This is a genomic window from Psychrobacter sp. FDAARGOS_221 (assembly GCF_002313155.2).
Taxonomy (GTDB): domain Bacteria; phylum Pseudomonadota; class Gammaproteobacteria; order Pseudomonadales; family Moraxellaceae; genus Psychrobacter.
Window position 1 is genome coordinate 887,376 of the sequence record NZ_NWFK02000001.1, and the last position, 24,046, is coordinate 911,421.

Here is a 24,046-nt window from a genome sequence, read left to right on the forward strand (position 1 = left end):
TGGATGACGCTTGTTGCTTATTTGCCCTTTTTTGTTGTCTGTCAGTTTTGGTTTCTTATTAGCGCAGCCAGTTACTGTCACTTTATTAACCAGTTACTGCCGCCTTAATTCATAAGACTAGAATTAATAGGACTAGGCAGTCCGAGCATATTAAGCATGTTCAAAGCAGCTTATTTTAAGCAGCAGATTAATACTTAATCAATCACACAATTATTAAAATCGTTATACCCACGCTATGGTTATGCTGCGCAAAAAATCATAGCCTTATCTATACCACACAAGGATTTGTCATGAGCACTTTACAACGTACGCCTTTTTATCAATCTCACTTAGATGCTGGCGGCAAGCTGGTAGATTTCTCAGGTTGGGAACTACCGATTCATTATGGGTCACAAATTGACGAGCATGAAGCGGTTCGTACCGATGCCGGTATGTTCGATGTATCACACATGGTGATTACTGATGTCGCTGGCCCACAAGCCAAAGCCTGGTTACAAAAGCTACTGGCTAACGATGTGGCTAAATTAAAAACCGTTGGTAAAGCCTTATACTCAGGCATGCTTAACGAAGAAGGCGGCATCATTGATGACCTAATCGTTTACTTAATGAACGAAGCAGAAACCGAATATCGTATCGTTTCAAACGCCGCAACCCGTGACAAAGACTTGGCCCAATTCAACAAAGTCGCAGCAGACTTCGATGTTGAGCTAACTGAACGTCCTGAGCTTGCCATGCTAGCGGTTCAAGGCCCTAAAGCGGTTGCTAAGCTAAAACAAGCCAAGCCAAACTGGTCAGACATCCTTGATGAAATTAAGCCTTTCGTTGGTGCTGACTTAGCTGAAATTGAAAGCGACAACTGGTTTGTGGCACGTACTGGCTACACTGGTGAAGATGGTGTGGAAGTAATTTTACCAGGCGAGCAAGCACAAGCGTTTTATAGCCTATTACTAGACAATGGCGTTAAGCCTGCTGGTCTTGGCGCTCGTGATACCTTGCGTATGGAAGCCGGTATGAACTTATACGGCCATGATATGGACGAGTCAACCAGCCCTTATGAGTGCAACATGGGTTGGACCTTAGCATTAAAAGATGATCGTGACTTTGTCGGTCGTGAGGCTTTAGTTGCTAAGCGTCAGCAGTCAAAAGAAGACGGCACCGCTATGAAGCAAGTGGGTCTATTATTAGAAACCCGCGGCGTGTTGCGTGAAGGCATGACAGTGACCATCAATCAAGGCACTGACAATGAGCAAACGGGCACCATCACCAGTGGTACCTTCTCACCTAGCCTAAAACAGTCTATCGCTATTGCTCGCATTCCAGCCAATGTTAGCGACGAAGACAGCGTACAGGTTGATTTGCGCGGTAAAGGTAAGTTTGTTGACTTACGTGTATTAAAGCTACCGTTCGTTCGTAATGGCGAAAAGCAATTCGATTAATATTATTATTTATTTTTTTAAAACCTTTTGTGATATGTTTACTTTAATAGCTTAATTGCATTGTCGTTAGTTTTATTCTAATTACTTTTAATGTGATTAAGCTATGATTCGATTTCACCCAACCCTCTACCTTAATTGGAGAAACCCATGAGTAATGTACCAAGCGAGTTAAAGTATGTAGCAAGCCACGAATGGTTACGTCTAGAAGATGACGGCACCATCACTGTTGGTATTACCGACCACGCTCAAGACGCACTAGGCGATATCGTCTATGTTGAACTGCCTGATGTAGGCGATACCGTTGCTGTTGATGATGAAGTGGCGGTTGTTGAGTCTGTTAAAGCAGCCTCTGACGTTTATGCCCCTATCACTGGTGAAGTTGTGGCGATCAACGAAGCGCTTGAAGACGAGCCTGAAGTAATCAACACTGACCCATACGGTGACGGCTGGATGTATCGTATCAAGCCAGACAATGTTGATGACTATGAAGCATTATTGTCTGCTGAAGAGTATCAAGCTGACCTGTAATATCAGGTAGTGATTACTGATTGATAATCGTCTTATAAAGCGTTGTTTCATTAACATGGGACAACGCACTTAATTATTAAACCAACCACTTTTAAGCAACTGCTTTAAATTAACTGATTTAATTTAACTGCTTTAATTTATAAAAATTTTTCCATTCAAAGTTTTTAAAGTCACGATACTTGACCTGACTTGCAAAGGATATGCCAAAATGACGAACCCGCAACATGATGCGTCACAGGTAAATAGCCAGACTGCTCATGACACAAATAGCGAAACAGGACGTATAAAAGCGCCTAATCTTAATGCTTTTAAACAGGTTATAGAGTCTCGTCGCTCAGTAAGACGATTTACAGAAACACCCATACCTGATGAGGTTTTAAAAGATTGTTTGCGTATGGCAATGCTTGCCCCTAACGCGAGTAACCTACAACAATGGGAGTTTTATGTTATTGACTCTGCAGAAGTTAAACAACAAGCCGTAAAACTTTGTTTGGGTCAAAATGCTGCCAAAACGTCTAGTAGACTTATTGCCGTCGTGGCACGTACAGATAACTGGCGTCAACACAGCAAACAGATTATTGATGAATACCCAGAAAAGCCTGTACCACCCAAAGTGAAGCGATATTACGAAAAGCTAATACCGCTCGTTTATACCCAGGATCCGGTAAACGCCTTAGCGTTGGTTAAATGGGGGTTTGCGACTGCTCATCGCAAACTCAAAGGTCCAGTAGTAACACCGTACTATACTCAGGCTGATCAAGTAAAATGGGCGCTTAGTAACACTTTTTTAGCCGCTGAAAACTTGATGCTGGCTTTAAGAGCCTATGGATTCGATAGCTGCCCGATGGGCGGGTTTGATGAACCTGGTATGAAAAAACTATTAGGCCTTGGCCGTCACCATCACATTGCTATGATGATCGGTGCTGGCGAAAGAGCACACAATGGTATTTATAATGAACAGTTTAGATTTGATTACGACCAGTTTGTTAAACACGTTTAATTTTAATCTTTACTATGAGCATAGCTCACTCTCTTTAACCCTGATTAACCGTTTGCACCCTTCTTAGTGTAAAACCCCAGCTCCTCGTTTGACTTAAATTATTAAGGATCAACATGACTGCACAACAGACCACTTTTTCTAACTTATTTGATGAGGCACGCTTTGTCTCACGCCATTTAGGTTCAAGCACCGATAATCAACAAGCGATGCTAAAAGCCATCGGCTATGATGACATGGACAGCTTTATCGCTGATACCGTACCTGAAGCGGTACGTATGAACCGTGAACTTGAATTGCCTGCTGCTATGAGTGAGCACAATGCTCTGGCTAAGCTGCGTTCAATGGCGGATAACATCACTGTTAACAAAAGCTATATCGGCCAAGGCTACTCACCAGTACGTATGCCAGCGGTTATTCAGCGTAACGTGCTAGAAAATCCAGGTTGGTACACTGCTTACACCCCATACCAAGCTGAAATCTCACAAGGCCGCCTAGAAGCCTTATTAAACTTCCAACAAGTATGTATCGACTTAACTGGTCTTGAAATGGCCGGCGCATCACTTCTTGATGAAGCCACAGCCGCTGCTGAAGGTATGGCGATGGCCAAACGTGTCAGCAAGTCAAAGTCGAACCAGTTCTTCGTTGATGAGCGTGTTTATCCACAAACATTAGACGTCATCAAAACCCGCGCCAAATACTTTGGCTGGGAAGTTGTGGTTGGTGACTTTGAAACCGCTAAATCTGGCGACTTCTTTGGTGCCCTATTCCAGTATGTCGGCCGCGAAGGTGACGTGGTTGACTTAACTGACGTGATCGCTGCAGTTAAAGAAAAGAAAACCTACGCATTAGTAGCCAGTGACATCATGAGCTTGGTGTTATTAAAATCACCAGCTGCAATGGGCGCAGACGTGGCTTTAGGTAGCACTCAGCGCTTTGGTATCCCAATGGGCTTTGGTGGTCCACACGCCGCTTACTTTGCCTTTACTGACAAAGCCAAACGTTCAGCACCTGGCCGTATTATTGGTGTGTCTAAAGACGCCCAAGGTCAAACTGCACTACGTATGGCACTACAAACACGTGAGCAGCACATCCGCCGTGAAAAAGCCAACTCAAACATCTGTACTTCGCAAGTACTGTTAGCCAACCTAGCTGGCATGTATGCGGTTTATCATGGTCCTGAAGGCCTAAAACGTATTGCTACTCGTATCCACGCTTTAGCAACTGCCTTTAGTGATGCAATCAAAGCTGCTGGTGGTGACCTTAAAGTGGTTCACGATCAAATCTTTGACACCGTATTAATTGATTGCGGCTCTGAAAAACTGGCCACTCAAATCTTTGAAAATGCCGACAATGTTGGTTACAACTTATGGCGTGAAGGCGACAGCAAGTTAGCGGTATCTTTCTCTGAAACCAGTGATCAAGCAGACTTTGAAATTCTAACGCAACTGTTTACTAATAAAGCGCAATCGTTAGAAGCTGATGCTAAAGTATCTCTAGATGCGTCACTACTACGTGAAGATGACATCTTAACTCATCCTGTGTTCAACTCTCATCACACAGAGCACGAGATGCTTCGCTATCTGAAGAAGCTAGAAGACAAAGACTTAGCGATGAACCGCAGCATGATCTCGTTAGGCAGCTGTACCATGAAGCTAAACGCAACCAGCGAAATGCTTCCGATTACTTGGAATGAGTTTGCCAATGTGCATCCATTTGCGCCAAAAGAGCAAGTCACTGGCTATCTAGATATGATCGAAAGCTTGCAAGAGCAGCTAAAAGCCATCACTGGTTTTGATGACATCTCTATGCAGCCAAACTCTGGTGCTTCTGGTGAATATGCCGGTCTATTAGCGATTCGTCGCTATCATGAGTCATTGGGTGAAACCGATCGTGATGTGTGCTTAATTCCAAAATCAGCGCACGGTACCAACCCAGCAACCGCCAACATGATGGGCATGAAGGTTGTGGTGGTAGCGACAGATGATAACGGTAACGTTGACATAGATGACCTAAAAGCCAAATGTGAAGAGCATAGCGACAACTTAGGTGCGCTGATGATCACTTACCCATCAACCCATGGTGTGTTCGAGCCAGGTATTCGTGACATCTGTGACTTGATTCATAATCATGGCGGTCAGGTGTATATGGACGGCGCAAACATGAACGCTCAAGTGGGCGTAATGCAGCCAGCTGACGTGGGTGCTGACGTATTGCACATGAACTTGCACAAAACCTTCTGTATCCCTCATGGTGGCGGCGGTCCAGGCATGGGTCCTATCGGCATGAAGTCACACTTAGCACCGTTCAAAGCTAACCACAGCGTGACGCCAGTATTTAACGCGCCACAAGAGACTTCTGCGGTATCTGCAGCGCCATATGGCTCAGCCAGCATCTTACCTATCTCATGGATGTACATCACCATGATGGGACGTGATGGTCTGTTAGAAGCCACTAAGTCTGCACTACTAAATGCCAACTACGTTGCCAGCCAGTTAAAAGACGACTACCCTGTTCTTTACACTGGTAAAAATGGCCGTGTGGCACACGAATGTATCATCGACATCCGCCCACTTAAAGAAGAGACTGGCATCTCTGAAGCAGACATTGCTAAGCGCTTAATGGACTATGGTTTCCACGCACCAACCATGAGTTTCCCAGTTGCTGGTACCTTGATGATTGAGCCAACAGAGTCAGAAGCCAAGCATGAGCTTGACCGCTTTATCTCTGCATTGAAGACCATCAAGCAAGAAGCAATGAAAGTTAAAGATGGTACGGATGGCTGGACATTGGAAGACAATCCATTGGTTAATGCCCCACACACTGCTTTTGTTATCTCAGCAGAAGACTGGGCGCACCCATACAGCCGTGATACAGCAGCCTTCCCATTAGACTATATCCGTGAGCACAAATTCTGGCCATCAGTGGGCCGCATTGATGATGTGTATGGCGATAAGAACCTAATGTGTAGCTGCCCTAGCATCGAAAACTACATGTAATATCACAACGGTAGTATTTAGTTTTAATAGCTTACATAAAAACCTGCAAATCGCTTGATTTGCAGGTTTTTTTTGTTTAACGTAAAGCTTATCTATCCAATCATTAAGATACGCTTATGTCACAGCCAGCTGCTCTAAAGCCCTCCTATCTTAGCGTAGCAGACTCGCCAGCCACTGCGCGGGTCAATCTGCCTTTGGTAGTGCTGATACATGGACTGCATCAACGCGGTTTTATTATGTCGGTGCTTGGCAAGCGTCTTAAAGCACAAGGATTTGACACCCATCTGCATGATTATCACAGTTTAAGTGCACCCATTGAAGAGCACAGCCGCAGTCTTAACCTATGGCTCGAGGCCAATTACAATCCTAGCGATATGTTGTATTTGGTAGGACACAGCTTAGGAGGATTAGTGATACGCGATTTCATTGAACGTTATCCGCATTGGTCAATCGGACGCTGCGTTACCTTAGGTACGCCGCATAACGGCAGTATTAGCGCAGAGTATGTCAGTAGATTACTGCCGGTTGCGGTAGGCGCCGCCTATCAAGGCGCGCTCGATGGGGATATAGCGCCATTACCGGATAGGATTAGCTTGGGGGTGATTGCTGGCAATAAGCCTCATGGATTGGGTCAACTATTTTTGAACCATTACAAGCGCAAGGCTAAATTGAGTGCAGAACAAAGCGCGCATGATGGCACGGTGTTCGTTAGTGAAACACGCTTGGTCAATGCGCGCGATCATTTGGTGCTACCGGTATCGCATACCGGCATGTTGGTCAACAAAACTGTGGCTGACCAAACTTCCTATTTCTTATTACATGGCCACTTTAAGCGCTAACCATCAAACTCAACTATCAGATTCTTTATCCGACTGATTATCATCATCGTCAGGCATATTCATGCCCGCTTTTAACGCTTCTTTATGAGTATTAATCAAAGGAATCAAAGTATCCATTACCCACTCATTACGCCAACCTTTCAAGCCCTCTGGCAGCTGAGTTAACGGTAATTCATAGGCCACAATTTCATACAGCTGCGACAGCCATTTTTTGCGCATAAGCACATTGGCGGGTACACCAATATCGTCGGCATAGGTTTTTACCGCGGCATCGACTGCTTTGGAGAGGGTCTTATCTTTAGAGCGATAAGGCGGTAATATACGAGCCGGCTGCTCTTCTGGGGTTAAGGTTCTGGCATGACTAATGACGCTTAATAACTCATCGCCATACAAGCGCACCATGCTGCGATGCATGGTTGTTTTTTGGGTCAACTGCTTAATGCTGGTCGGCATCTCAAGCACCACATCCCGCACCGCTTGTTTTTTTAGAATGAAGGTTTTTGGCTGATTGGTGGCTCGTGCCAGTGCTTCACGCCAGCTCGATACCGCTTGCAATACCGCAAGCTGCTCGCCGGTATAGCGAAAGTCTGCCATAGCTAAATAAGTGGCATCATTTTCAATATTGGCCGACTCATACAGCTCTTTGGCATAGAGCTGACAATCTTCGACCACTTGATCATAGAGACCATTTTTTTGTAATTGCTGCTCCAAGATATCGTACAGATTAAGCAAATAGCGCACATCATCAATGGCATAGCTTTCTTGTTCTTGGCTTAGCGGTCTGGCCAACCAATCTGATTGACTCTCGCCTTTTTCTAACTGCACATCCAGCTCTTGGCTTACTGCCTGCTGATAACCCATTTGCAGCTGACCGGTTAAGTATGCCAGCGCAATCTGCGTATCAAATACATTGGTGAGCTCAGGGCTGTTAGACAGTAAGTAAAAGATACCGAGATCTTCGCCGCAAGCATGCCAAATCATTTGCGGCATCTCTTCAAGTACTACCCAAAACTCAGTCAAATCAAGCTTTGGTGCGTCGATTAAATAGATACTTTCACCAGTATTAATTTGTACCAGTGCCAGAATCGGGAAATAGGTGTTACGTTTAATAAACTCAGTATCAAGCGCAATACGATCTTGGGTCTCTAAATCATCAAGACAGGCTTCTAGCGCATCAAAGTCCGATACCCAGTACACTGGCAAATCGGTCGATGCCTGCAAATCTTGTTGAATACGCTCAATATCTATCAGCTTACTGTCATCATAAATCGATGCTAATTTTGGCTTACTCGGCTGCTTATCATGCACGGACTGAGTCATTAGGGCCTTCTTTCTTGATGTTATAAAATAAGTAAAACAAAGGTTATTAAAAATAAGTTTATTTTGATACGCTTGCGCTAGTCAGTATTAAACTACTCTGCTGAATATTAAACCACTAAGAGCGGTTTTGTAACGCCTGCGATAAAGTCATACTGTCTAGATACTCAAGCTCGCCGCCCATAGGAATACCTTGAGCAATGCGAGTGACTTTACCCACATGCCGGCGCACGGCCTCGGCAATAAAATGTGCCGTGGTCTGCCCTTCTACCGTGGTGCTGGTCGCCAAAATGATTTCTTCAACCGGGGCGGCTTTCACTCGATTGACCAATTGATCGATATTTAAGTCATCAGCATTGATGCCATCAAGCGGCGATAGATGCCCGCCAAGCACAAAATAACGACCACGATAGCCGGCAGTTTGTTCAATGGCCATCACATCAGAAGCGGTCTCAACCACACACAGCAGCAAATCATCACGACGCGGATCCAAACAAATCGGACAAACCTCATCGTCACTAAACGAGTGACACTGACGACACTCAATAATGTCATGCATAGCAACATCTAACGCTTGTGCCAGCGCCATGCCCTGAGGGCGTTTACCATTTAACAAATGCAGTGCCATTCTCTGCGCAGTCTTTTGACCAACGCCTGGCAATACCCGCAGCTGCTTAACCAAATTATCAAATTTTTCGGTTAACAATCAATCACCTTTGTCTTCTATTTATGTTTGTCGTCTATTTATGTGCGTGTTTTTACTGAGAGTTTATTAGTCGGTTTATTCTAAATCAGTAAAAATTAAAACCGCTAAAAATAAAAAAGGGAGGTAACTAAATACATTACCACCCTAGGTGTTGCGATTCATTTAATAAGCCATTAGCTAATTTAATAGGCCATTAGCTGACTGTGTGAATGCGCTTATTAGCCGAATAGACCTTGCATGCCTGGTGGTAAGCCCATGCCGCTTGTCGCATCTGCTAAGGTTTTGTCTGATAATTCATCAGCTTTAGTCACTGCGGCGTTGATTGCTGCTGCAATTAAGTCTTCAATTAAATCAGGCTCATCTTCAAGTAAGCTTGGGTCAATTGATAAACGCTTCACCACATGACGGCCTGTCATGGTTACTTTAACCAGACCATTACCGGCTTCAGCTTGTACTTCTTTGTCCGCAAGTTCTTTTTTTGCCTTTTCAACATTGGCTTCCACTTGCTTTTGCATGGCTTGCGCCTGTTGCATTAGAGCCTGAATATTCATAATTACCTCTATAAGTCATCACAGATTGGGTTTTGGCTGTCGCCGTCAATGGGGTTATTATACTGATAACTGTGCGTGCTGTCTAAAGTAAATAGCGCAGTTATGTTGCTAATCAGCAACCGCTTAACTTCAGCAACTGATTAACTCAGGCTGTCTAACCCACGCGCCAAGTCGGCGATAATATCTTCTGCATCTTCTAGGCCAACGGACAGGCGAATCAAGGCATCGGTAACACCCGCTTCATCACGGGATTGCTGTGAGATTCTAAAGTGTGTGGTGGTCGCCGGATGGGTAACTGTGGTTTTGGCATCACCCAAGTTATTGGTAATAGACACCATTTGAGTGCTGTCGATGACGTGCCAAGCGGCAGACTGCTGCGTGTGCTCACCAACTGCTTTTACTTCAAAGCCCATAATCGCGCCAAAACAGTTCTCACGATGGTGCTGCTGCTTAGCTAGGTTATGCATCGGATGACTGGTTAGGCCGGAGAAATGCACTTTGCTCACATTAGGGTGTGCTTCTAAGTAGGCTGCAACTTTGTTGGCATTATCACAGTGCGCTTGCATACGTAAGTTTAAGGTTTCTAAGCCTTTGATAAATACCCACGCATTAAATGGACTCATACTAATACCGCCTGAGCGCACCACCACAAAGGCCTGTTGCATCAGCTCATCGCTACCAACTAGCGCACCACCAAGTACTCGCCCTTGCCCATCAATATATTTGGTCGCTGAGTGAATCACCACATCGGCACCAAATTGTAGCGGACGCTGAATGGCTGGAGTCGCAAAGCAGTTATCTACTACAAATAACGCACCGTGCTGATGCGCAATGTCGCTAATAGCACGTAAATCTGCAATTTGACCCAAAGGATTACTTGGAGTTTCACAAAATAGCAGTTTGGTATTCGGCTGTATCGCTTGTGCCCAGGCATCATTGTCAAAACAATCAACATAAGTAACGCTGACACCAAACTTGCCCATAAAGTTATTAAACAGGCCAACAGAGGAGCCAAATAGCTGTTTAGCTGCGACAATGTGATCGCCTTGTTTCAGATAAGCCAGACACATGGTCAAAATAGCGCCCATACCAGAAGCGGTCGCAACTGCTCGCTCACCGCCTTCTAATGCAGCTAAGCGGCGCTCAAAGGTACGCACTGTCGGATTGGTATGACGTGAATAGACATTACCGGTCTTAGTGCCGTTAAAGTGTGCAGCAGCATCTGCAGCTGAAGCATACACATAAGAGCTGGTAGTATAGATGGGGTCGTTGTGCTCCCCTTCATCACTACGATGTTGGCCGGCACGCACCGCAATGGTCTGCATCCCATAATCTTGGGCTAAATCCAATGCGTCGCTACACCAGTTATTGTCTAGACCTGCAGGCTGATTATCTTGAGTCGGCTTGTTGCTTTGATTGGTGTCTATCATAGTATTATCAGCTAATTGTGTTTAAGTGAATAAAAAACGGTATTATTATGGCAAATACGTTACAGTTTATATAAGTGGCTTATATGGTTAATTATTTATACGCTATTTTAACGATAGTTTAATTATTTTGCGTGACTTTATGCTGTTCTAATCTAGGTTAACGCTATTCTGTTTTTAAATATAGGACAAGTCAATAACAATTCAAAGGTGTTTATTAGACCCATCATAACTATTAGATAAGGAATCATCCATGGATATCACAACAACCAATACAAACTCAGCAAACCCTTCGACAAACCCTGACACCCCACTGTTTCAACCAAAAGCAGCGATTGAATCGGTTAGCTTTTTGGGTCTTGGCGCCATGGGTCATCACATGGCCAAGCACTTAGTGGGTCAATTTGATCGCGTGATGGTCTGGAACCGTAGCTTCGAGACCGCTGAAGCACATGCTAAGCAATTTGGCACACAAGCAGTTAGCCTTGAGCAAGCGGTCAGCGCCGATGTTATCTTTTCATGCCTGCCCACCAGTGATGTGGTAGACAGTATTATTGAGCAAGCATTACCACATATGCGCGCCAATAGCGTCTGGGTCGATTGTACCAGTGGTGTGCCTGAGCAAGCCAAACAGAGCCAAGCCAAATTAGCAGCCATTGGCTGTCAATTTATAGATGCGCCAGTGTCAGGACAAACGGCTGGTGCAGACGCCGGTACATTAACGGTTATGGTCGGTGCAGAAGCAGCGGCGCTTGAATATGCCAAACCAGCCATTGACTGCTTCGCCGGTTTGATTGTACACGTGGGTCCATCAGGTGCTGGGTTTGCGGTGAAAGCAGTCAACAATACCTTATTTGCAATCAATGCTTGGGCAGCCGCTGAAGGCTTGAGTGTGCTAAAAGCGCATGGCGTCAATCCAAGTGCCGCACTAAGCTGTATCAATAAGGCCAGCGGTCAAAGCTTTGCGACGTTAGCCACTTTCCCTGACCGCATTGTCAACCGTGAATTCCCAAAAACCTTTACCTTAGATTTAATGGCCAAAGATTGCGGCATTGCCATTGACTTACAGACCGAGAAAAAAGTACCGACCCCAGTGATGGCACAAGTGGCCAGCTTAATCCGTGCTGCCAGCAATCAGCAGGCACCTGGCACAGTCGACTTTTCAGAGTTTGCTAAGTTTTATGAAATGTTCACTGGCATCACAATTGAAGATGACTGATTCACTATGTAAGAGAATTAAGTAGCGTAATAGGATTAAGTAACCCTTAATCCTGTTATAAACATCTTTTATTTCAATAGTTTAAATCTTTTATTGCATTAAGCGCTTGTCGGTAGTTAGCGTTGCCTTGAGTTTGGCATGACCAACTGCCCTGGTTCAGTGTAAAATACCTATTTTACGACATTAAATATTAACTAAACTGTAACTGTAATAATCGCTGAGCAAACCCTATTAAACGAGGTAGTATTATTTTGAACGGCATGTTAAATGGCGACCCAAACCTAAGCCATCGGCTACATCCAAACAAGCGACTATCACCAAACAGTGAGTCGAAGATGGGTAGCCCACTTTGGCTGCTGTTAGTGATACTAATACTACCGATGCTTAGCGCTTGTAACACACTGCCGGCGCAACCGCATACTGCTAAAAGTGTACGCTTGAGCAACCTGTTAGAGTCGCATTATAAAGATGCAGACCGCGGTGATAAGCAAACCATATTAAACGCGCAAGCCCCTAACTATCAACCCATCACTAACCCATACACAGAGCGCCAAAAGATTCGTTTGACCGAATCTATCAACGAACAAAGTGAGCTGCACCCTAACCAATCTGGCTATCATACAATTATTACCGGCTCTAACGCCTTCGCTGCACGTAGTGTGTTAAGCGACATGGCCCGCGAAAGCATCGATGTTCAATATTATATTTGGCACAACGATCAAGCCGGACAGCTACTGTTAAAGAAGTTATGGCAAGCGGCTGAGCGTGGGGTAATTGTTCGCTTTTTGCTTGATGACTTTAATAACACCGCTGCTTTAGATAAGCACTTATTGCGCTTTGCTAGCCATCCGAATATTGCCGTACGTTTGGTCAACCCTTTATCACACCGCAAGCTACAAACCCTAAACTATGTCACTGATCTTAGGCGTATTAATCATCGCATGCATAATAAAAGCATGACCTTTGATCGTAACTTAAGTATTATCGGCGGCCGCAATGTGGGTGACGAGTATTTGAGTAATAATGAATTCAACCAGTTTGCCGATTTAGATGTGTTATTAATCGGTGATGTGGTTGATGAAGTGACCGACAGCTTCGATCGCTATTGGCGCTCACCGCTGGCGTTTGATATTGAAACCTTGGTAAAACCCAGTCTAGCCGATAAGCGTCAAAGCCATGTTCAAAGCAATACCCAAACTAATACTAACAACAACGCTGATAAAAGTTCACAGACACCGGTCTCTGCCAACACTACCCAAACTTCTAATGGCAAACTAGACTTTATTGGCCAGTTAGATAAAATCAGCTTCGACGAGCGCGGTAATAAAGCCCAAAGCCTGACCGCCTATTTGCAAGCGCTACAAAAATCGCGAATCGATATTGATTTGATTAATAAACAAGTACCTTTTCGCTGGGCACCCATGACTTTCTTAGATGATGACGTCGATAAGTTGGTCAATGACGCCTCTGTGGATAGCCACTTAGTGTATAAGCTAAGAGACCTATTAGGCACTCCGGATACCCATTTATCTATCATTTCATCGTATTTTGTTCCCACTAAGGACGGCGTGGCTACATTAATCAAACTTGCAGAACAAGGCGTTCAGGTTAAAATACTCACCAATTCGTTTAATGCCACTGATGTGGCTGCTGTTCATGCTGGTTACGCCCAGTGGCGCCTACCCTTGCTCAAAGCTGGGGTTGAGATATATGAACTAAAAGCAACCGCAGGTACCGAAGAGCGTGAGAACAAACTGTGGCGTGCGCGCTCACAGTCTTCTACCAGCTTACATGCTAAGGCGTTTGCTGTAGATGATCATCATGTGTTTATCGGCTCATATAACGTTGACCCACGTTCAGCCAATATCAATACTGAAATGGGTGTGGTTATTGAAGACAGCGAACTTGCGGACAAGCTGCACGCTGCTATTAGTGAAGACTTATTACCTCAAGCCTATCGCTTAGTATTAACACCACAAGATGAATTGCGTTGGCAGACCATTGAAGATGGGATGCCTGTGATTCATGAAAAAGAGCCTGATGTTGGCTTTATGGACAGCTTTTGGATTACGGTGATGTCGTTAATGCCAATTGATTGGTTGTTATAATTCAGTTTTAAACAGAATAGCCAAATCAATTGAGCCACAACCAAATTAACTTAAAACGAATAACTTATAAACCAATTAAGTAATAACAAAGCCAGCTAAGTTAGCTTATGGCTTTAAGACTGCTGCTACTGCTGCTACTGTTACTGCTGCTGCTAATAGTAATTACGTCCTATCACAGGGTTAAAGTTATTATTTTATACACTCTTTTACGCTTTAAATTTCTTATTGTTTCATAACTGAATGCGACGACTATGCCTTTTATTGCCTTAACAAATAATCAAACTTCCCTATCTCCAAAGCAATTAATGGTTATTTGCTTTGGCAATGCCGTGGCTTATTTTGATTTTTTGATCTACCTTTTTATGGCGGATATCATCAGTGCAACTTTCTTTCCGACCCATGAAAACCCAGTATTAGCCAAACTTCAAGCGTTTAGCTTATTTAGTGCCGGTTACCTAACCCGTCCGATCGGTGCGCTGCTGATTGGTCGCTATGCGGATGTCAGCGGCCGTAAGCCTGCGTTACTGATGAGTCTGCTTTGTATTGCCATTACCACTTTGATAACCGCCTCACTACCTACTTATGCGCAGGTGGGCATGCTGGCGCCGATTTTATTTTTCGTCGCTCGATTATTTCAAGGTATGGCCTTTGGTGCGCATACGCCATTAGGCTGGGTATATATTGCTGAGCATGTGCCTAAGAGCAACTTGGCAACTTATCTAAGCTTCGTGACTGCCAGCTTTATGTTCGGTCAACTTGGGGCCAACCTATTATTTGAAGCGTTAACCACGACTTATACCCAAGAACAGCTTATCGACAGCGGTTGGCGCATTCCTTTTGTGTGGGGTGCCATGCTAAGCTTCGTGGCAGTTATGCTTTGGAATGTGCTTGATGAAACCCCTATCTTCTCTTGTCAGCAAGTAGCCAAAAAGTATGTGCCTAAGTTGGCCGAGATAGGTTTTAACTTTAGACGCTTTAACGCCATTTTCTTAGCTTTAGTATTGACCTTTATTATCTCTAGTCTCAGCATGGTGATTGCTTTATTACTGCCAGAGTTGATTTTGATGCGCTTTAGTGTTGATGAGTCGATGCTGAGTTTTTCAAACAACCTAGGGCTTTTATTCTTGATGATTGGCTGTGTATTTTTTGGCTTAATTGCAGATAAGAGCAGTACCGGTAAAGCGTTGATGATGGGATCTTTTGCGTTGATTATTCAAGCACTGGCTTTTTATTATCATTTAGAAAACAGTGCCGGCTCATTCATCTTATTAATGTATGCCATTTTGGGATTCTGTGCGGGTATCATGAGCTTGGGTTCTGTTATCTTGGTACAGTTGTTCCCAACAGAAGTCAGAGTGATAGCAGTCGGATTAACCTATAACTGTACTTACGCGGTTATCGGTACTGCACTACCGTTTGGTTTGGCTTATGCAACCAATATGATTAGCTTCTCACCAGCGTTGTATTTAACCTTTGTGGGTCTGGTCAGCTTTATTATTGGCTTGTATATTTTCCGCTTACCAAAATTTAGAGATTTGGATGCCTCGCTTAAGCTTTAAAGCTTGGCATCATATAATGACAGTTTTTTCTATAAAGCAGTTTATTTACAGGGTTTTTCTTGTTATTCTGTTTTTAAATAGCAACAGCGTTAGCTTAGTCTAACACTGCATAATTAGAGCTAATGTGTTCTTTATCGGCAACATGGCATATTTATTTTAATAGCAGTCGCAAACTATAGTTTGTTATCTACTTTTTAGTGCCAATGATATTGTGCCAATAACAATTTACCGCTTTCTTGTAGCCCTCTACAGGTTATCGGTGTTCAAGATAAAGATACCCCACATTTATGACTGCTAATCAACATGACAATACCCCGCCACACCTCAGACAGGTATTGGCAGGGGCTACTGATGACACCTCCTCTATCAAAGATCAGACCGCTGACACAGCCAATCAATCTGACTATGTCACTCCGCCTACCTCACAAATACTGTTTGTCGTCTTTACCAGTATGGTGGGTTGCTTCGACTTTTTAATCTACTTTTACTTGGCTGATGTCATTAATCAGGCCTTTTTTCCCGCCTTATCAAACTCTTGGTTAAACCAACTGCAAACCATTGGTCTGCTTAGTGCCGGCTTTTTATCACGGCCAATCGGCGGACTGCTTATCGGACGCTATGGTGATATCCATGGACGCAAACCTGCTTTATTTATTAGCTTAAGCTTTTTGTGTGCCGCTACCATTGTGACTATATTTTTACCCACTTATGCTCAAATAGGCATGCTGGCACCAATATTGTTTGTGTTAACACGACTGTTGCAAGGTATGGCGTTTGGGGTATTTTCGCCTTTAAGCTGGGTATTTATTGCCGAACACGCCTCAAAGCACAGCATCAGTACTTATTGTAGTCTTGCAGTAGCTGGCTTGATTGCTGGTAACCTGGCTGCTGTGTTATTTGCGAAAGTATTGCTAAGCACCCTAACCATGGCTGAGCTGACCAGCTTTGGCTGGCGCATTCCTTTTGTGATAGGCAGCGTGCTAAGTTTGGTAGCATTATACTGTTGGCGTTATACCAAAGAAACCCCAGTATTTACTACCTTAAAGAACCAGCGCAACAGTACGCCTCGTTATTTGCAGGTATTTTCTGCCTTTAATCAACCGCTTGCTTTAACCTTAAGTCTCATTATTGCTTTTTTACAAGCCAGCCTAATCATGGTCGCTGTGTTATTGCTACCGAAGTTAATCGCGATTAAGTTTAGTTTGCCTTCTACCTTTACCAATTATGCCATTTTGTTGGGTCTAATTTTTCAGCTGATAGGCTGCTTGTTTTATGGCTGTATGGCCGATCGGTTCGGTACAGGTAGAGCGCTTATTGTTGCTGCCACGGCGTTAATCCTACAAGCCTTGATATTCTATAACCAGTTAAGTTATGGCAATGGTGATTACATTTTATTGTTGTACGCTTTGCTTGGCTTTTGTAGTGGCATGATTGGGCTATTTCCTTCGATCTTATTACAACTGTTTCCGACCCAAGTTCGCCTCACCTCTTTATCGATTACTTACACCTGTGCTTCTGCTATTGCAGGTACCGCACTACCGGTGGCTCTGTATTATCTGACCAATGTGGTCAGCTTCTCTCCTGCGTTATATCTTACTTTTGTGGGTTTGACTACCATGGTATTGGGTGTCTATCTGCATCATATGGCCTTGTTTAATCAACTGGATAATTTGCAGTCATCGACTATCAGCAATCGCTAAGATTGCAAGTTTTATTAAAATCTATTATTTGATTGTTGTATCTCTATTGTTTGCTGCTTATTGGTTCATACTTTATTTTACCAGTAGCATCAGTGCTACCCCTGGGTTGTTTCTGATGTTTATTGGCGTTATGGCCTTTATACTGGGTTGGTTTTTTTATAACATACCCAGCTTTAGCAAGCTTGAAAGCCAGACTCAGATTGCACAGCCAGTCATGGTATAATGCAGCGCCATGCATAAGCTGATGTTTGCTTAGGCTAAATACAACATAACACAAGGGTTTGAGACTAAATGCTTGATATCATGCACAACAAACGCCTATCGGTTGCCCCTATGATCGACTGGACTACCACCGATTATAGATACTTTGCTCGCTTATTTAACCCGCATGTTTATTTGTATACCGAGATGATCTCAACCGGTGCCATTTTGCATGGTAATACCGATCGTCTATTGCGTTATGATGATATTCAACATCCGTTAGTACTACAACTGGGCGGTGCTGATATTGGCGAGATGAGCCGGTGCACGGTTATTGCACAGCAGCGTGGCTTTGATGAGATCAATATTAATGTGGGCTGCCCTTCAGACAAAGTGCAGCATAATAAAATAGGCGCCTGTTTAATGGCAGAGCCGGATACCGTCGCCAGCTTAGTGCGTCATATGCAGGCTGAAGTAGATATTCCAGTAACGGTTAAGCACCGCATTGGTATTGATGAGTATGACAGCTATGAGTTTATGCGTGACTTCGTGGCTGCCAGTGCTGAAGCTGGTTGTCAGCGCTTTATCGTTCATGCCAGAATAGCGTGGCTGCAAGGATTAAGCCCGAAGCAAAACCGAGAAATTCCGCCCCTACGTTATGATGATGTGTATCGACTAAAACAAGAGTTCCCCGAGCTCGATATCGAAATTAATGGCGGCATAGACAGCATCGAGCAAATCAAACAGCACTTGCAACAAGTCGATGGGGTGATGATAGGACGTGCTGCCTACCATAATCCCTATATCCTGTCAGAGGCGATGCAGCTGTGGGGTGAACCTAGTATCAGCCGTGAGCACATACTAGATAAGCTCTATCCCTATTTAGAACAGCAAGTTGCCAATGGTGAGCCACTGCCCTCTATTGCTCGCCACTTGTTGGGTCTATTCCAAGGGCTGCCTGGCGCTCGCAAATGGCGCCAAGCGTTAAGTGGCAAGCAACAACTCAGTGTCGATGAAATCAAAGCCGCGGCTGACTATACCTTCCAATTGATACACAAAGCAGAGCAAGCCGAACAGGCCGATTCATAAATCTGGTTATAGCTGCTGCTGTGGTGTGTCGACACTGGCAAACTCAATAACAGAGCCATCTTTGTTAATCTGATACACCTTATAGGCCATAAACTGATCATCAACTTCCATGCCAGGGCTGCCGACCGGCATACCTGGTACGGTTAGACCAATCGCATCAGCCGGTGGATTATCTAAGAACTGTGCGATAAATTTCGCCGGTACATGTCCTTCAAATACATAGCCATCTTCAGTCACAGCAGTATGACACGACTGCATTTGTGGTGGAACACGATACTTCTCTTTGAATACCGATAAATTTTGTGGATGCTGAACCGCAGCATGCATGCCCGCCTTTTGGGCATAATCAATCCATTCTGTACAGCATCCACAGTTAGGGTCCTTATACACAGTGGCAGAAACGCCTTGCAATAAGTCACTATGATTAGCGCTGACCTGCTCTACTTGCTGCTCTACCTGCTGGTCTGGCTGAACATTATTCGCTTGCTGAGCTTCTACTGGGCTGCTATTGCCACAGGCCGTCAGTAATGATATTACTGCTGCTGATAGCATTACTTTGCCGCCGCAGTGCAGTTGATGGGGTTTGATCAAATGTTGGCTGATAAGTCGCATCTTGTATCCTCTATCTGGTTTAAACTTAAAGTCCATTCTTTCCTACAATCTATAACTTAATAAAGTCTCTTTCTTAATGCATCTTACCTTAGCTATGATATAAAGTCATGGCCTACATAAGGGTGTGAGGTTATGGATGGTTATCGGCACTTAGTAATAGTTATCGCCACTTAGTAACGGCTATCAACGATTAGCGATTTTCATCGATACGCTTGGCATTACTCGAGCTGGCTTCATAAACGGCTTGTAATTGTTGCTCGCTAAACAGCTGCTCAACTAAGGGAAACAGCTCACGCTCTTCAAATCGAATGTGATCATATAACGCAGTACCCAGCTCACGCACTTGTGCAGCACTTAAGCTATCTAGTGTCACTAGCTGATATAACTGACTGTGCTGCTCGGTTAGCTTTTGCATGACCTCGGCTACTTTCGGATGCTGCTGTTGATACTGAGCCAGTGTGGTCAATATCAAATCATCTTCAACCTTAAAGTGATTGTCCATATTATGATTAATATAATCGGTTAATGCGGTCCAATGCTTGGCAATCTGCTCAACATCATTGGCACATTGTTTGGCATGATTAGAAATCACCAGTCCCAAATGATGCTCTCGGGATAATGGCTGAAGTTGTTCAATACGTTTCATGGTTACCCTTTAACCTCGATATATGTTTTCTTGAGAAAGCTCCATTTGAATGCCGTCAATATACGCCTGCTCAGCAAGCGTATATAGATAATCACATAGCCCATGATGGAAAGCTTGCTGCGCGAGCTTATTAGCGATAGCAGGTTTGGCTTGCAAGTAGTCAAGCTGAACACCTGGCTGCTTATCCATCACATCGACGATATGAAAGCCATAACGGGTCTCAACAGGACTTGGTGCTAACCCTTCATCCATAGTAAATACCACGGACTCAAACTCAGGCACTGTCTGACCTTGGCTCAGTACACCCAGCTCTCCGCCCTGCTCTTTTGATGGGCATGCTGAATACTGACGAGCCAATTCGATAAATTCAGCACTTGGATTGTTGCTGTTTTTAATTTGCTCAATCAGCTCGTACGCTTGTTTCTTAAGTGCTAAGCGCTCTTCCCCATCTTCTGGAAGACTGGCTAGCAAGATATGACGTACCGACATAATCGGTGCAGTTTTATAATCAGATTTGTTTTGCTCGTAGTAACGCTCACACACCTCATTTTCAGGCGTGGCTGCATTTACGTTTTTATCAATCAAATCTGAAATGGCTTGTTCTTCGTTGCTATTCCAAGCTTCTTGACCAAGCGTTTCATCATTAAGTACAGCATCTTTTAGTAGCTCACGAACTACTAATGCTTGCGTTGCTAAAAATAACGCATCTTCTTTGGTAGGTGCTGGATGATACTGTAACTCTTGAGCAATGGCTTGCTTGTCAATCATCACGCCATTAACAGTCACAGTAGGCAACTCTTCACGGCTAGAGGCAATCAGATTTTTATGATTACTATGCTCTTCAGCCAATGCTTTTTCGATAAACTCTTGATCTGAATGCGGTTTCTTCAAATCATCAGAGGTTGGCATAATACGAATGTTGTCATCAGCCGCCTGTTTTGGATCGTAAGTCGTTGCCGTCATGTTGTACTCCATTGAGTCATATTCATTACAAAGCCGATTGAGCAATCAACGCTTTAGCTTGCATTTAACGCTTAGTCGGCTTTATAATGGCGCTGTATAACTAAACAGCTTTAATGATTATTTAGTAAATTAATTTATCCTGCGCTTAGGCTCATTTTTGGACCAAATGGCTCATAATGTAAGTTGTCACCGCTGTGCTCTAACGTCATTAGTCCATCAATCATGCTGTCCATAAATGCCATCGATCCGCACACATAGACATCTGCAGGATTGGGTAATGTTTTTAGCCATGTCTCATCAAGGCGCTGATTGTCTTCAGAATAAAATGTGTTTTTCTGAACCTGCTCTGCTTGCTCGAGCAAAGCATTCACACGCTCATCAAAGGCATGGTGTTCCTGATTTTGGCACGCATAAGCCCAGATGATAGGACGCTTAGGATTGGTCTTAACCTGCACCTCTAACATGGCAAATACGGGTGTGATACCTACGCCTGCGCTAATAAACGCCAATGGTACATCGTTTTGTTCAATCAGTGATTGATTGAGCTCAAAGTCGCCCGCTGGCGCCGATAGATATATGGTGTCGCCAACTTTAACGTTGTCGTGCAAGTGGTTTGATACCAGACCACGATACGCGTTTTTATTATCGCGGCGTACCGCAAACTTTAGACCGTCGCTGCTATCGACTGAATACAATGAGTAATGTCTTAAGGCAATATGGTCACTGTCTTTAGGGTCGGTTTTGACCGTAATGTATTGACCGGCTTTTAACGGTAGCTTACTGACATCAAAGCCATTGTCTTCAGGCTGAACAGTGAAAGCAGCAATATCTGAGCCTGTGATGTCTTTCTTAACCACTTTGAAAGGTACAAAGCCTGACCACATGGCATTTTGATACATATCTGCTTCGACCTTGATAAAGACAGAAGCAATCTCGTCATAGGCTTCAGCCCAAGCATTGATAATCTCATCGGTTGCCGCATCGCCTAGCACCTCTTTAATTGCGCCCAATAAGTGCTGGCCAACGATTGGATAATGCTCAGGTTTAATCTGTAACGCACGGTGCTTATGACCAATTTGCATCACTTGTGGCAATAACACTTCTAGGTTTTCTAAATGCTTAGCCGCTGCCAATACCGTTGTCGCTAATGCAGTCTGCTGTCGCCCAAGCTTTTGGTTGGTCTCATTAAAGATATCCAGTAGCTCAGGGTGCTCGGCAAACATATTCTTATAAAAAACAGTGGTAATCGTATTGCCATGCTCCTCTAATACAGGAACCGTTGCTTTAACAACCTCTAGTGTTTTGGGAGAAACCATCGTTATATCCTTAATGATTGCTAATCGATAAGCCGCTTATCAACGTTTTAGTGTCATTAGCTTATAGACGTATCAACGTATCGATGAAAGTGATGCAATCATGAGTTGGTGGGTTAAGTATGTCGCTATCAAGCTTACTGATGACTAGCGACATAAATTAGATACCTGTCAATTAGATGCCTATCTAAATTACCGACTATTTTATCATAACATTCATTTTAAATTCATGTTATAAACTTATATCACCAACTCAATCCTGTATCACTTTGGTAAGGCTTTCTATTGCGATTGTTTTTGTCTAACAATCTGATAACGGCGGCCCAAATACCACACTGGTGCACTGATGATATGAATCAAACGTGTGAACGGGAAAATCATAATCAGCGTAATACCCAGTGCCATATGCAGCTGATAAATCAGGTCAGCTTGTTCGATACGAGCTGCTGCATGCCAAGGTCTTAAGATAGTGATATCTTGTGCCCAGCCTGCAAGATTCATCATGGTGAGACCGTCTAGATGCTGCATCGAGGTAAAGATTGAAATCAGTCCCAAGTTCAACTGGATAAACAGCAACACCAATACTAACTTGTCACTAAATGATGAGGTATGCGAAATACGATCATCGGTAAAGCGGCGCCACATCAGCATCACCATACCAATCCAGCACATAACACCAGCGATACCACCGACCACAACGGCTAGGATTTGCTTGTTACCCGCACTGATAAATGGCTCATAAATAAAGTGCGGCGTTAACATACCAAATAAGTGACCAAGCAATACGATGATAATACCGACGTGAAATAGGTTGCTCGCAACGCGCATACCTTTACTACGTAGCATCTGTGATGAGCCGGTCTTCCACGAGTATTGTGACAAGTCAAAACGTACCCAAGTGCCTACGATGGCGACTACTAAGGCGATGTATGGGTAGATGCCAAATAAAAATATTTGTAGCCAGCTTAAGTTGGCCAAAGACTGTACACCAGGATCTGCAATATTCATGTCCTCTCTCTCCTTAAGGCTGTTTAACGGATTTCGGTTTATCGAAATCTACCCAATGCACAGGGGCATCGACTTGTTTTGGTGGCATCACATTACGGTCTATTGCAATACCTTTTGCGAGGTTTTGAGTGCTTGATGGGCAACGCTCTTCTTGCTGCGCACCCAAGAAATCAACTACTTCTTCTTCCCACTCTTGGTCAAGCGCTTCAAACGTATCGTCACGTTGCTCTTGTTGCACTTGCTCCTCTAATGCCTTAACGGCGTCTAGTGGCTTGCCCGCTATTTGTAGCAGTGCGTTAAAACAGCCTTCATACAAACTGTCTCTGTCTTTAAGTCTTGCTGCAAGTAGCGCAATGATGTGACTGACATCAGCGATATCCATACGGATTTTGATTTCATCGCCAGTTACTGCCGCTTGATAAGCCAAAAACTCCAAATACATCGGCAGATAATCAGGCAACTCTTTTTGATCAATCACAAAGCCAGCTTCTTCATACTGACCCATCAAATCGACCATAGCCTGTCCGCGGTCACGTGATTCGCCGTGCACATGTTCAAATAACCATAAAGACAGCGAACGACCACGCTCAAACAAACCATCGTATTGTGCTTGCGCCTCAAGAGAGCCCATTTCAATCAGCTCATCGATTAGTGCTACGATTTGAGTGCGCACCTCTGGACTAATCAGTGGTGACTTACTAACAATGTCTTTCGACATTGCCAGCGTTTCACCTTCAAACAGCTCATTGGTTGGATAATCAATCAATAGGCTCAATACTTTGAGAATTTTCATATCAGAGTCTGCAATGGTTGGCATTGCTGCTTCGC

The 24,046-nt window shown here is 44.0% G+C and carries 20 protein-coding genes; 10 read left to right on the forward strand and 10 right to left on the reverse strand.

Annotation, left to right across the window (positions count from 1 at the left end; all coding sequences use genetic code 11):
* Nucleotides 1–290: 290 nt before the first annotated feature.
* From gcvT to A6J60_RS03710, 5 genes are all read left to right on the forward strand, one after another.
* Nucleotides 291–1,436: a glycine cleavage system aminomethyltransferase GcvT gene (gene gcvT, locus A6J60_RS03690; RefSeq protein ID WP_096064786.1), complete on the forward strand. Its 1,146-nt coding sequence runs from the start codon at nucleotides 291–293 to the stop codon at nucleotides 1,434–1,436.
* 147 nt (nucleotides 1,437–1,583) lie between these two features.
* Nucleotides 1,584–1,964: a glycine cleavage system protein GcvH gene (gene gcvH, locus A6J60_RS03695; protein ID WP_096064787.1), complete on the forward strand. Its 381-nt coding sequence runs from the start codon at nucleotides 1,584–1,586 to the stop codon at nucleotides 1,962–1,964.
* Between the two features lie 208 nt (nucleotides 1,965–2,172).
* On the forward strand, nucleotides 2,173–2,964 hold the full coding sequence (locus tag A6J60_RS03700; protein ID WP_227526052.1) for a nitroreductase family protein: 792 nt from the start codon (nucleotides 2,173–2,175) through the stop codon (nucleotides 2,962–2,964).
* Between the two features lie 113 nt (nucleotides 2,965–3,077).
* On the forward strand, nucleotides 3,078–5,960 hold the full coding sequence (gene gcvP, locus A6J60_RS03705; RefSeq protein ID WP_096064788.1) for an aminomethyl-transferring glycine dehydrogenase: 2,883 nt from the start codon (nucleotides 3,078–3,080) through the stop codon (nucleotides 5,958–5,960).
* Between the two features lie 116 nt (nucleotides 5,961–6,076).
* Nucleotides 6,077–6,799 (forward strand): esterase/lipase family protein, encoded by a 723-nt coding sequence (locus A6J60_RS03710; RefSeq protein WP_096064789.1) that lies wholly within the window; start codon nucleotides 6,077–6,079, stop codon nucleotides 6,797–6,799.
* A 9-nt stretch (nucleotides 6,800–6,808) separates the two neighbouring features.
* Here A6J60_RS03710 and A6J60_RS03715 read toward each other — a convergent pair whose 3' ends face one another.
* From A6J60_RS03715 to A6J60_RS03730, 4 genes are all read right to left on the reverse strand, one after another.
* A complete protein-coding gene (locus tag A6J60_RS03715) occupies nucleotides 6,809–8,119 on the reverse strand; it encodes a ribonuclease D (protein WP_096064790.1) in 1,311 nt (436 codons plus the stop codon).
* A gap of 115 nt (nucleotides 8,120–8,234) precedes the next feature.
* On the reverse strand, nucleotides 8,235–8,822 hold the full coding sequence (gene recR / locus A6J60_RS03720; RefSeq protein WP_096064791.1) for a recombination mediator RecR: 588 nt from the start codon (nucleotides 8,820–8,822) through the stop codon (nucleotides 8,235–8,237).
* Nucleotides 8,823–9,040: 218 nt separating this feature from the next.
* Complete coding sequence (locus A6J60_RS03725) at nucleotides 9,041–9,373, reverse strand: YbaB/EbfC family nucleoid-associated protein (RefSeq protein WP_019673357.1); 333 nt, start codon at nucleotides 9,371–9,373, stop codon at nucleotides 9,041–9,043.
* A 140-nt stretch (nucleotides 9,374–9,513) separates the two neighbouring features.
* Entirely contained in the window at nucleotides 9,514–10,803 is a 1,290-nt protein-coding gene (locus A6J60_RS03730; protein ID WP_096064792.1) for an O-succinylhomoserine sulfhydrylase, read from the reverse strand.
* 250 nt (nucleotides 10,804–11,053) lie between these two features.
* On the opposite strand from A6J60_RS03730, the gene A6J60_RS03735 reads away from it, so the two are divergent.
* The 5 genes from A6J60_RS03735 (at nucleotide 11,054) to dusA (ending at nucleotide 18,676) form a co-directional block, all read left to right on the forward strand.
* Nucleotides 11,054–12,019 (forward strand): NAD(P)-dependent oxidoreductase, encoded by a 966-nt coding sequence (locus A6J60_RS03735; protein WP_227526053.1) that lies wholly within the window; start codon nucleotides 11,054–11,056, stop codon nucleotides 12,017–12,019.
* 335 nt (nucleotides 12,020–12,354) lie between these two features.
* On the forward strand, nucleotides 12,355–14,127 hold the full coding sequence (locus A6J60_RS03740; protein ID WP_096064793.1) for a phospholipase D family protein: 1,773 nt from the start codon (nucleotides 12,355–12,357) through the stop codon (nucleotides 14,125–14,127).
* 251 nt (nucleotides 14,128–14,378) lie between these two features.
* Entirely contained in the window at nucleotides 14,379–15,686 is a 1,308-nt protein-coding gene (locus A6J60_RS03745; protein WP_096064794.1) for an MFS transporter, read from the forward strand.
* Nucleotides 15,687–15,973: 287 nt separating this feature from the next.
* Nucleotides 15,974–17,386: an MFS transporter gene (locus A6J60_RS03750; RefSeq protein WP_096064795.1), complete on the forward strand. Its 1,413-nt coding sequence runs from the start codon at nucleotides 15,974–15,976 to the stop codon at nucleotides 17,384–17,386.
* 291 nt (nucleotides 17,387–17,677) lie between these two features.
* Entirely contained in the window at nucleotides 17,678–18,676 is a 999-nt protein-coding gene (gene dusA / locus A6J60_RS03760) for a tRNA dihydrouridine(20/20a) synthase DusA (RefSeq protein ID WP_096064797.1), read from the forward strand.
* A gap of 6 nt (nucleotides 18,677–18,682) precedes the next feature.
* On the opposite strand, the gene A6J60_RS03765 is transcribed toward dusA, so the two are convergent.
* From A6J60_RS03765 to narJ, 6 genes are all read right to left on the reverse strand, one after another.
* Nucleotides 18,683–19,288 (reverse strand): DUF411 domain-containing protein, encoded by a 606-nt coding sequence (locus tag A6J60_RS03765; protein ID WP_096064798.1) that lies wholly within the window; start codon nucleotides 19,286–19,288, stop codon nucleotides 18,683–18,685.
* Between the two features lie 190 nt (nucleotides 19,289–19,478).
* Nucleotides 19,479–19,934, reverse strand: a complete 456-nt coding sequence (locus A6J60_RS03770) for a hemerythrin domain-containing protein (protein ID WP_096064799.1) — start codon at nucleotides 19,932–19,934, stop codon at nucleotides 19,479–19,481.
* Between the two features lie 9 nt (nucleotides 19,935–19,943).
* Nucleotides 19,944–20,897, reverse strand: a complete 954-nt coding sequence (locus tag A6J60_RS03775) for a peptidylprolyl isomerase (RefSeq protein ID WP_096064800.1) — start codon at nucleotides 20,895–20,897, stop codon at nucleotides 19,944–19,946.
* 134 nt (nucleotides 20,898–21,031) lie between these two features.
* On the reverse strand, nucleotides 21,032–22,213 hold the full coding sequence (locus A6J60_RS03780) for a globin domain-containing protein (RefSeq protein WP_096064801.1): 1,182 nt from the start codon (nucleotides 22,211–22,213) through the stop codon (nucleotides 21,032–21,034).
* 279 nt (nucleotides 22,214–22,492) lie between these two features.
* Nucleotides 22,493–23,218: a respiratory nitrate reductase subunit gamma gene (narI, locus tag A6J60_RS03785; RefSeq protein ID WP_102993948.1), complete on the reverse strand. Its 726-nt coding sequence runs from the start codon at nucleotides 23,216–23,218 to the stop codon at nucleotides 22,493–22,495.
* Nucleotides 23,219–23,231: 13 nt separating this feature from the next.
* Nucleotides 23,232–24,035 (reverse strand): nitrate reductase molybdenum cofactor assembly chaperone, encoded by an 804-nt coding sequence (gene narJ / locus A6J60_RS03790; RefSeq protein ID WP_413772375.1) that lies wholly within the window; start codon nucleotides 24,033–24,035, stop codon nucleotides 23,232–23,234.
* Between the last annotated feature and the right edge of the window lie 11 nt (nucleotides 24,036–24,046).